Origin of the sequence: Variovorax fucosicus, from assembly GCF_030316825.1 — a bacterium.
GTDB classification, from domain to species: domain Bacteria; phylum Pseudomonadota; class Gammaproteobacteria; order Burkholderiales; family Burkholderiaceae_C; genus Variovorax; species Variovorax fucosicus.
Map to the genome: position 1 here is coordinate 70705 of NZ_JASZYU010000006.1, position 8635 is coordinate 79339.

At 66.8% G+C, this 8635-nt stretch carries 10 protein-coding genes; 1 reads left to right on the forward strand and 9 read right to left on the reverse strand.

The genetic code is table 11. The features are described 5' to 3' along the window. Nucleotides 1–63 precede the first annotated feature (63 nt). Nucleotides 64–1446: a metalloprotease PmbA gene (gene pmbA, locus QTI05_RS27185; protein ID WP_286625013.1), complete on the forward strand. Its 1383-nt coding sequence runs from the start codon at nucleotides 64–66 to the stop codon at nucleotides 1444–1446. Here pmbA and QTI05_RS27190 read toward each other — a convergent pair. From QTI05_RS27190 to QTI05_RS27230, 9 genes are all read right to left on the reverse strand, one after another. Beyond that, nucleotides 1418–1891 (reverse strand): NUDIX domain-containing protein, encoded by a 474-nt coding sequence (locus QTI05_RS27190; RefSeq protein WP_286625014.1) that lies wholly within the window; start codon nucleotides 1889–1891, stop codon nucleotides 1418–1420. The genes pmbA and QTI05_RS27190 overlap by 29 nt on opposite strands. Continuing rightward, nucleotides 1888–2340, reverse strand: a complete 453-nt coding sequence (locus tag QTI05_RS27195; RefSeq protein WP_286625015.1) for a GatB/YqeY domain-containing protein — start codon at nucleotides 2338–2340, stop codon at nucleotides 1888–1890. Before QTI05_RS27195 ends, QTI05_RS27190 begins: the two co-directional genes overlap by 4 nt. A gap of 97 nt (nucleotides 2341–2437) precedes the next feature. Then, a complete protein-coding gene (gene rpsU, locus QTI05_RS27200; RefSeq protein ID WP_007833691.1) occupies nucleotides 2438–2650 on the reverse strand; it encodes a 30S ribosomal protein S21 in 213 nt (70 codons plus the stop codon). A gap of 136 nt (nucleotides 2651–2786) precedes the next feature. After that, nucleotides 2787–4019 carry a BaiN/RdsA family NAD(P)/FAD-dependent oxidoreductase gene (locus QTI05_RS27205; protein ID WP_286625016.1) on the reverse strand — a complete coding sequence of 411 codons (1233 nt, stop codon included), beginning with the start codon at nucleotides 4017–4019 and terminating at the stop codon, nucleotides 2787–2789. Further along, nucleotides 4016–4783, reverse strand: a complete 768-nt coding sequence (locus tag QTI05_RS27210; protein ID WP_286625017.1) for a YaeF family permuted papain-like enzyme — start codon at nucleotides 4781–4783, stop codon at nucleotides 4016–4018. The genes QTI05_RS27205 and QTI05_RS27210 overlap by 4 nt, the downstream gene beginning before the upstream one ends. A gap of 35 nt (nucleotides 4784–4818) precedes the next feature. Beyond that, nucleotides 4819–5946, reverse strand: a complete 1128-nt coding sequence (locus QTI05_RS27215; RefSeq protein ID WP_286625018.1) for a sterol desaturase family protein — start codon at nucleotides 5944–5946, stop codon at nucleotides 4819–4821. A gap of 107 nt (nucleotides 5947–6053) precedes the next feature. Next, entirely contained in the window at nucleotides 6054–6845 is a 792-nt protein-coding gene (cobA, locus tag QTI05_RS27220; protein ID WP_286625019.1) for a uroporphyrinogen-III C-methyltransferase, read from the reverse strand. After that, complete coding sequence (ybiB, locus tag QTI05_RS27225) at nucleotides 6842–7747, reverse strand: DNA-binding protein YbiB (protein ID WP_286625020.1); 906 nt, start codon at nucleotides 7745–7747, stop codon at nucleotides 6842–6844. Before ybiB ends, cobA begins: the two co-directional genes overlap by 4 nt. A 68-nt stretch (nucleotides 7748–7815) precedes the next feature. Next, a partial coding sequence (locus tag QTI05_RS27230) for a (2Fe-2S)-binding protein (protein ID WP_286625021.1) occupies nucleotides 7816–8635 on the reverse strand: 820 nt, incomplete at its 5' end.

The window sequence follows — 8635 nt, forward strand, 5'->3', positions numbered from 1 at the left end:
AGACGTGGGGATAAGAGGGGTCGCGCCATTCGATACAGGGGGCGCAAGTATCATAGCCACTACATGAAGACATCCTCGAAGACATCTGCGGCGCGTGCCGAAACCGGCTTTGCCTACAGCCGCTCCTTCTTTGAAAACCTGGTCGATACGGCCCTGGCCCATGCCAAGAAGCTCGGTGCCACGGATGCCGGCGCCGAAGCCTCCGAGGGTTGCGGACTCAGCGTGTCGGTGCGCAAGGGCGAACTCGAGAACGTCGAGCGCAACCGCGACAAGTCGCTCGGCATCACGGTCTACGTGGGCCATCGTCGCGGCAATGCGAGCACCTCCGATTTTTCCGACGCCGCGATCGCACAGACCGTGCAGGCCGCCTACGACATCGCCCGCTTCACCGCCGAAGACCCGGTTGGCGGCTTGCCTGACGAGGCTGACATCGTCAGGAAGCAGCCCGAACTCGACCTGTTCCATCCCTGGGACGTGACGAGCGAACAGGCGGCCAGGCTCGCGCTCGAGTGCGAGGCCGCCGCGCTCTCGACCGACAAGCGCATCACCAACAGCGAAGGCGCCGGGGTCTCGGCCCAGCAAAGCCATTTCTTCAGCGCGCACACGCACGGTTTCCGCGGTGGCTACGCCAGCTCGCGCCATTCGATCTCCGTGGCGCCGATCGCCGGCAAGGGCGACGACATGCAGCGTGACGCCTGGTACAGCTCGATGCGTTCGGCCGACGAACTGGCCGCGCCGGCCGCAGTGGGCCGATATGCCGCCGAGCGCGCGTTGAGCCGCCTCAAGTCGCGCAAGATCAAGACGACCGAATGCCCGGTGCTGTTCGAGTCGCCGCTGGCTGCGGGCCTGCTCGGCGGGCTGGTGCAGGCTGTGAGCGGGGGTGCGCTGTACCGCAAGAGCAGCTTCCTGCTCGATTCGCTCGGCAAGCAGGTGCTGCCCAAGCACATCGACGTGGCGGAAGACCCGCACGTGCTGCGCGGCAAGGGCAGTGCGCCGTTCGACGACGAAGGCGTGACCACGCGGGCACGCAAGGTGATCGATGCCGGCCGGCTCGAAGGCTATTTCCTCAGCACCTACTCGGCACGCAAGCTTGGCATGAAGACCACCGGCAATGCGGGCGGTTCGCACAATCTCACGCTGCGCTCGCGCCTGACCAAGGCTGGTGACGATCTCGACGCGATGCTGGCCAAGCTCGGCACCGGCCTGTTCGTGATCGAGCTGATGGGGCAGGGCGTCAACTACGTGACGGGCGACTACTCGCGCGGCGCCAGCGGCTTCTGGGTGGAGAAGGGGCGCATCGCGTTCCCGGTGCAGGAGATCACGATCGCCGGCAACCTCAAGAACATGCTGATGGGCATCGAGGCGGTCGGTGCCGACGCCTACAACTACGGTGCCAAGACCACCGGTTCGCTGCTGGTCAACCGGATGAAAGTGGCTGGGAGCTGACCAGCGCGGCCCTGACACGCTCGATCACCCGCAGATAGGGGCTCGCGAAGCCCTCGGGTGCTTCGTCCGGCGCCAGCCAGCGAAAGCGGAACACCAGGCCATCTTCCTCGGGGCTGCCGACCGCAACGTGGTCGAAACGCTCTGGCAACGGCGCGTGGCTGCGCATCAGGTACAGGTGCCACAACTGCGGATGGGCGCGCGCGTTGCCTTCGATGCCGGCATCGCAATGCCGATCCATCGTGCCCAGCGCCTGCAGTTCGCCGTCGTACGCGATGCCCGATTCTTCCAGCAACTCGCGCCGCACCGCGTCCTCGGGCGCTTCGCCGGGTTCCACCGTGCCCTTGGGCAACTGCATGCCGCCATCTGCCGGGTGGTCGAACACCAGCAGCCGGCCGCGCGCATCGACCAGGCAAGCGCACGCCTTGAGGATCGGCCGGGTCGTCATGCAGCGCCGGAGAGCGCCGCCTTCACTGCGGCACTGACCTGGCCCATGTCGGCCTTGCCGGCCAGCTTGGCCTTGACCGCGCCCATCACCTTGCCCATGTCGCCCGGGCCCTTGGCGCCGAGTTCGGCCACGATGGCCTTCACTTCGGCCGCCACCTCGTCGGCGCCCAGGCGCTGCGGCAGGTAGACCTCGAGCACCTTGATTTCGGCCGCTTCCTTGTCGGCCAGGTCAGCGCGGCCGCCTTGCGTGAAGGCCGTGACCGAGTCCTTGCGCTGCTTGACCAGCTTGTCGACGATCGCCACGACCATCGCGTCGTCGAGCTCGATGCGCTCGTCGACTTCCTTCTGCTTCAGCGCGGCCAGCAGCAGGCGGATGGTGCCCAGGCGCTCGGAATCCTTGGCGCGCATGGCGGTTTTCATGTCTTCGGTGATCTGTTGCTTGAGGCTCATGGTTTTCTTCTTTCTTTTCGGCGGACAAAAAAACAAAAGCCGCGGCAGGTTTCCCCGGCGCGGCCCGTAGCTACCGGCTCGTGCCGGCAAACGCTGCTTAGTACAGCTTCTTGGGAAGCTGCATGCTGCGCACGCGCTTGTAGTGGCGCTTGACGGCAGCGGCCTTCTTGCGCTTGCGCTCGGCGGTCGGCTTTTCGTAGAACTCGCGGGCGCGCAGGTCGGTCAGCAGGCCGAGCTTTTCGATGGTGCGCTTGAAGCGACGCAGTGCGACGTCGAAGGGCTCGTTTTCTTTAACGCGGATGGTGGTCATTGATGAATCGTTGAACTGAATTTGGCTCGGGGAGATCGAGGCCCCGGGCCGGGGTTCCTCAACTGAAAATCTTGTGGCCGTTGAGGGAAGGCCGAAGTTAGCCCGAGATTATAGCCCACCCCAGGCTTCGCGCATCTCATAGCGCTTGGGCGCAGGCGTGCGCGCTCGCCCAGGCCCACTGGAAGTTGTAACCGCCTAGCCAGCCGGTCACGTCGACCACCTCGCCAATGAAATACAGGCCGGGTTGCTGCTTCGATTCCATCGTCTGCGACGACAGCTCACGGGTGTCTACGCCGCCGGCCGTGACCTCGGCCTTCTTGTAACCCTCGGTGCCGGCCGGGGTGATCTGCCAGCGCGCGATGCGCTCGGCCAGCGCGTTGAGGGCGCGGTCGGCCGCCTCATTGATCGGGCGCTGCAGCGCGGCGTCTTCGCCAACCCAGGCATCGGCCAGGCGCGAGGGCACCAGCGTCGCCAGTTCGTTGGCAATGCGCTTGCGTGAGCGCGCCTTGGCGTCGCCGAGCGCCTCTGCCACGTCGATACCCGGGGCGAAGTCGATCGTGAGCGGCGTACCTTCCTTCCAGTAGCTCGAGATCTGCAGCACGGCTGGGCCCGAGAGGCCGCGGTGCGTGAACAGCAGGTCTTCGTGGAAGGCCATGCGCTCTTTCTTCGCGCCGGTTTCGATCTGAACCGGCAGTGCCAGCCCGGCCAGGCCCGCATACGGTGCCCAGCCTTCGCCGGCAAAGGTGAGCGGCACCAGCGCCGGACGCGGTGCAACGACATTCAAGCCGAACTGGCGCGCGATGCGGTAGCCGAAGTCGCTGGCTCCGAGCTGCGGGATCGACAGGCCGCCCGTGGCGATCACCACACGGGCTGCTTCCACAGGGCCTCGACTGCTATCGATCTGATAGCGACCTGCACCCGCCTCGCCTTCGCTGGCGTCCGAAAACGCCAAGGAACGCACGCTGCACGGCTGCCAGTGCGTGACGCCGCCCGCGGCGCATTCGGCCAGCAGCAGGTCGATGATTTGCTGCGACGGCCCATCGCAGAAGAGCTGGCCCTTGTGCTTTTCGTGGTGCGCGATGCCGTGCCGGTCGACCAGCGCGATGAACTGCTGCGGCGTGTAGCGCGACAGCGCCGAGCGGCAGAAGTTCGGGTTTTCGCCGACGAAATGCTTCTGCGGCGCGCGCGGGTCGAGGTCGCGGTTGGTGAAGTTGCAGCGGCCGCCGCCCGAGATGCGGATCTTTTCGCCGATGCGCTCGCTGTGGTCGACCAGCAGCACCTTCAGCCCGCGCTGACCGGCCTGCGCGGCGCAGAACAGTCCGGCGGCACCTGCGCCGATGACGACGACGTCGAAAGAGGCGGCGCTCAACGCGTGGTCGCGCCGTCCGCCGTGATGATCGGCGGCGGGTTGTATTTGAGGTGGCCCACGTAGCGAAGCGGCTGGGTTGCGGGAATCGACGGCACGTCGCCCTCGCGCATGTGCAGCAGGTCGGCCGGACTGACCCAGCGCGGGTCGGCTGCGGTGATCGGCAGGCCGGCCTGCTTGTAGGCTTCGAGCACGAACTGCGAGCAGAAGAACTGGTCGTTGCGGCTGCCGCCCAATTGCACCATGGCCATGCCGCTGACGCAGAAGTTGCTGACGGCAGACGGGATCAGCGGCAGCTCACAGACGCGGCGGTTCAGCACAAAGGGCGCGTCGAGCAGCACGCCGACGGTGTTGTAGCGGGTGCCGACCTGCGACAGGGCCCAACTGCGCAGGCGCTCGACATGTTCCGCGTCGATGCCCGGAGCGCGAAATGCCACCACCATCTGCTCTTCGGCGATTACCTCGTCGAGGCTGCGCGCCCGCACGCCGCTGCCGACCGCCTCTGCGATGCGGCCGTCGCCGAGGTACAGCACGGCATGGCTCACCGGCGAAAAAGTACCCAGGCGGATGCCGAAGGAATTGAGCGTGGCGACCGAAGTCAACAGGATGTCGCCCGGCTGCAGTGCCGAAGCCGCGACCAGTTCACCGCCGTTGCCCGGCGCAATCGCCGAACTCTGCACGCGCAGGCCCAGCTGCGTGTCTTTCACCGGCAGCTCGACGCGCGAGGCGCAACCGGACAGGGCAAGCGCCATGGCGGCGAGTGCCATGCGGGAAACATCGCGGAACCTGGGGGTGGGCAACATCATCCTTTCCACACGAACGGAAACTTGAGCTGCTTGAAGAAGCCGTTCGGGACGTAGTCGCCGACCACGCCGTACCGCTCGGGCCAGAGCTTGGTGCTCTTCACGGCCGTGCCGAACAGGTAGTCGAGAAAGGCGTAGTGCGCCGCATAGTTCTTGTCGATCGCCTCGTCGTCCTGGCTGTGGTGCCAGTGGTGGAAGTTCGGCGTCACGATGATGTAGCGCAGCGGCCCGAGCCGCACGCTCACGTTGCAGTGGTTGAACACTGCCTGGAAGCCGACGATCACGATGTACGCGTCGATCACGTCCTTGCTGAAGCCGAGCACGTAGATCGGCGCCAGCACCAGCGTGCGCGTGATCAGCAGTTCCAGGATGTGCTGGCGCGAGCCGGCCATCCAGTCCATGCTCTTCACGCTGTGATGGACGGCATGCAGGCGCCACAGCAGCGGCACCTCGTGGTAGCTGCGATGCGTCCAGTACTGAACCAGGTCGGCCACCAGCACGATCAGCAGCACACCGGCCCAGAACGGCAGGTTGGCGATCCAGCCGCGAATGCCGTCGTTGGCGGCCCAGCCGAACAGCTTGTGCACCAGCAGGTTGGTTGCCAGCAGCACGAAGCCCACGATCATGTGGTTCACGATGAAGTGGTGAAAGTCCGTTTGCCACTCGGCGCGGAACACCGGCTGATCCTTGCGGTGCGCGAACAGCTTCTCGATGAAGATGAAGATCAGCGAGGAGCCGAGCAGGTCGAGGATGAACCAGTCGAGCCCGATGTAGGGCGTGTTGTCCGGGAAGTTCGGGTCCACGTCCACCTTGTGGCCGCCCAGCAGCGCAGCCGCCGCCACCAGCAGGAACGCGAACGATGAGAGCCAGCGCGAGCGGTTGAACAGGATGTTGACCAGCGCCAGCCCACCCGCGATCACCAGCGCCGTGAGCAGCACGTAGCGCATCACGTCGACGTTGTAGCTCTTGCGCAGCTCGGGCGTGGTCAGGTACTGCGGAAAATGGAAGGCCAGCACGCCCAGAAAACACAGGATCGCCAGACTCAGCGCGATGGTGCCCGTGACCAGGCCCTTGCCGCGCGCCAGCTCGCCATGGCTGGCGGTGAATTCGTTGAGTTTGTCGAGCATCCCGGCCCTCGTCGCGTTGTTGTTTGAACTGCCCGGGATTTTAGGTGGCTGTCGGACGTATCCGACAACCTCGCACCGGCCATTCGGCCAGTTTCGTTCGATGGGTTTCAGGTGCCGAAGCGGCCCGCCGGCAGCTGCGCGGCGGCCAGGCCTTGCAGCACATCCCCCACGACGATCACCGAGGGGCTTGCGAGCCCGGCCTCGGCGATGCCGGCCTGCAGCCGGGCCAGCGTGGTCACGATGTGGCGCTGGTGCGGCAGGCTCGCATGCTGGATCACGGCCACGGGCGTGGCGCCCGGCAGGCCGTGCAGCAGTTCGCCCTGGATATGGCCGGCGCCGGCCACGCCCATGTAGATCACCAGCGTGAGCCGCGCGTCGCGCGCGGTGGCGGCCAGCGCGCGCCAGTCGGTCGGGTCTTCGGCGGCGCCCGCACCGGTCTTGGCATGGCCGGTGACGAACACCACGCCCTGCGCGTGGTCGCGGTGCGTGAGCGGCACCCCGAGCGAGGTGACGGCCGCGAGGCCGGCGGTGATGCCGTTGACCACGGTGCATTCGATGCCCGCTTCGCGCAGGTGCTCGACCTCTTCGCCGCCGCGCCCGAAGATGAACGGGTCGCCGCCTTTGAGGCGCACCACGGTCTCGCCTTCGCGCACGGCCGTGATCATGAGTTTTTCGATGAAAGCCTGGGGTGTGCTCTTGCAGCCGCCGCGCTTGCCCACGTGCACGATGCGCGCATCCGGACGCGCATAGCCGAGGATCGCGTCGTTCACGAGGTCGTCGACGAACAGCACCGTGGCCGCGTGGATCGCCTTGACGGCCTTCAGCGTCAACAGATCCGGGTCGCCGGGGCCGGCGCCCACAAGGGTGCAAGTGCCGTGATGCGAAACGAGGTTGTTCATAGCCGTGCTGCCAATTCGAGGACGTGTTGCACCTGCTGCGCGATGGCCACCGGCACCGGCAACTCGCCGGCCAGCACGCGGCGCGTGTAGCCGGCCGTGGTGGCGATGTCGATTTCCTTCGGCAGGCCTTCCACCTCGGCGAGCGTGCCGGACTGTTGTGCCTGCAGGGCGATATGTTGGCCTCGCACGAAACCGTCGACCTGCGCCGTGCGGCGCGGGTCGGCCACGCTTTCGCCTTCCAGGCCGCGCGAGAGCAGGGCGGTCGTACCGGTGAGCTCGAAGGTCGCAGCCATCGATTTCGCGTATTCGGGATGGGTGTAGCTCGCGATCACGATACAGGGGCCGTCGGTCGGCCGCATCAGCTTGACCACACTGTGCGCCGGGTTGCGCAAGCCCACCACGCGGCGCACGTCGAGCAGGCGTTTCAGGCCCGGGCTCAACAGTTCGGTCGGCGCGAACGCGACTTCGCCATTGGCTATCTTCCGGATGGCCGTCAGCGGCTGCACATCCAGCGCCGCGAGCACATTCGATGCGAGAACCCGGGTCGATTCGGTGGCCGCGCCATGCACCAGCACCGGCAGCCCTTCGCGTGCCAGCAACAGGGCGAGCAGCGGCGTCAGCACCGGCAGCTTGCGCGCACCGTTGTAGCTGGGCAGCACGATCAGCGGGCGATCACCGGCCGGGAAGCGGTTCAGGCGCACATGGGTCGCATCGAGGAAGCCGGCCATCTCTTCGGGGGTTTCGCCCTTGATGCGCATCGCCAGGCAGAAGCCACCGATTTCGAGATCGGTCACGCTGCCGTCGAGCACCTGGCCGAACAGGTCCGTCGCCTGTTCGCGCGTGAGTGGCTTCGCGCCGCGTGCGCCGCGGCCGATTTCCTTGATGTATTGACTGATTCCCATGGGTGCGCGGATTGTCCCGCAAGGCTTATGCCGAAATCCGAACCCGCTTATGCCGGCCAAGGCTGCCCTCATGGTGCGACCTCTGCCGTTTCGGGGGCGGACGCACGCACCATGCGCTGCAGTTCCGGAATGCAGGAGCCGCAATTGGTGCCGCATTTCAGCGCGCCCTGCAGTGCGACGAGGCGCTCGCGGTCGTTGCCGGTGCAACGGGTGAGCTGCTCGCCGATGGCCGTCTCGGTCACGCCGAAACAACTGCAGATGGTCTTGCCGCGCGCGGCAATGCCGACCGGCGCGGTCGCACCCGGGCGCAGCAACTGGCGGCCGTAGGCCTGCGCGGGCAACTGATCCTGCAGCAAGGCCTTGATCCACGCCTCGGCGCGTATGTCGCCGCCCAGCAGAAAGCCTTCAAGGTGCGCCTCCCGGCCCTCGCCGCCGGTGCGCAGCAGCCGTGCCGCACGGCGCTGGCCGTGCCGGACGTCGGCGTAGCGCAGGGTCTCGGGGCTGGCAAGGCCCAGCAGCTCCTCGATCTGCTGCAGCAGCGCGTCGGGCACTGCTTCGTGTGCAGCAGCCCTGAACAGCACCCCCGTGCGCTCGGCCACCCCACTGGAGAGGGCCGCCCCGGTACCGAACGGCACGCAACTGGCAAAGGCAAACGAAGGCATCAGGGCGCGCAGCGCCTGCGCAGCCGCCAGAGCCCGATCCTGCGGCAGCCAAGCCGCAGCCAGCAAGCTCCACGGCAGCTCGGCCTTGAGGATCTTCACCGCCGCGTGCTTGAGCTCGGGCTGCTTGGAATCCGGGCAGAAGGCGGGACTCGTCAGCGCGTTGATGCCGGCCAGGCGCTCGCCCGTGCTGGAGCGCCCGCTCAGGTGCTCCTCGCCCCAGTGCATC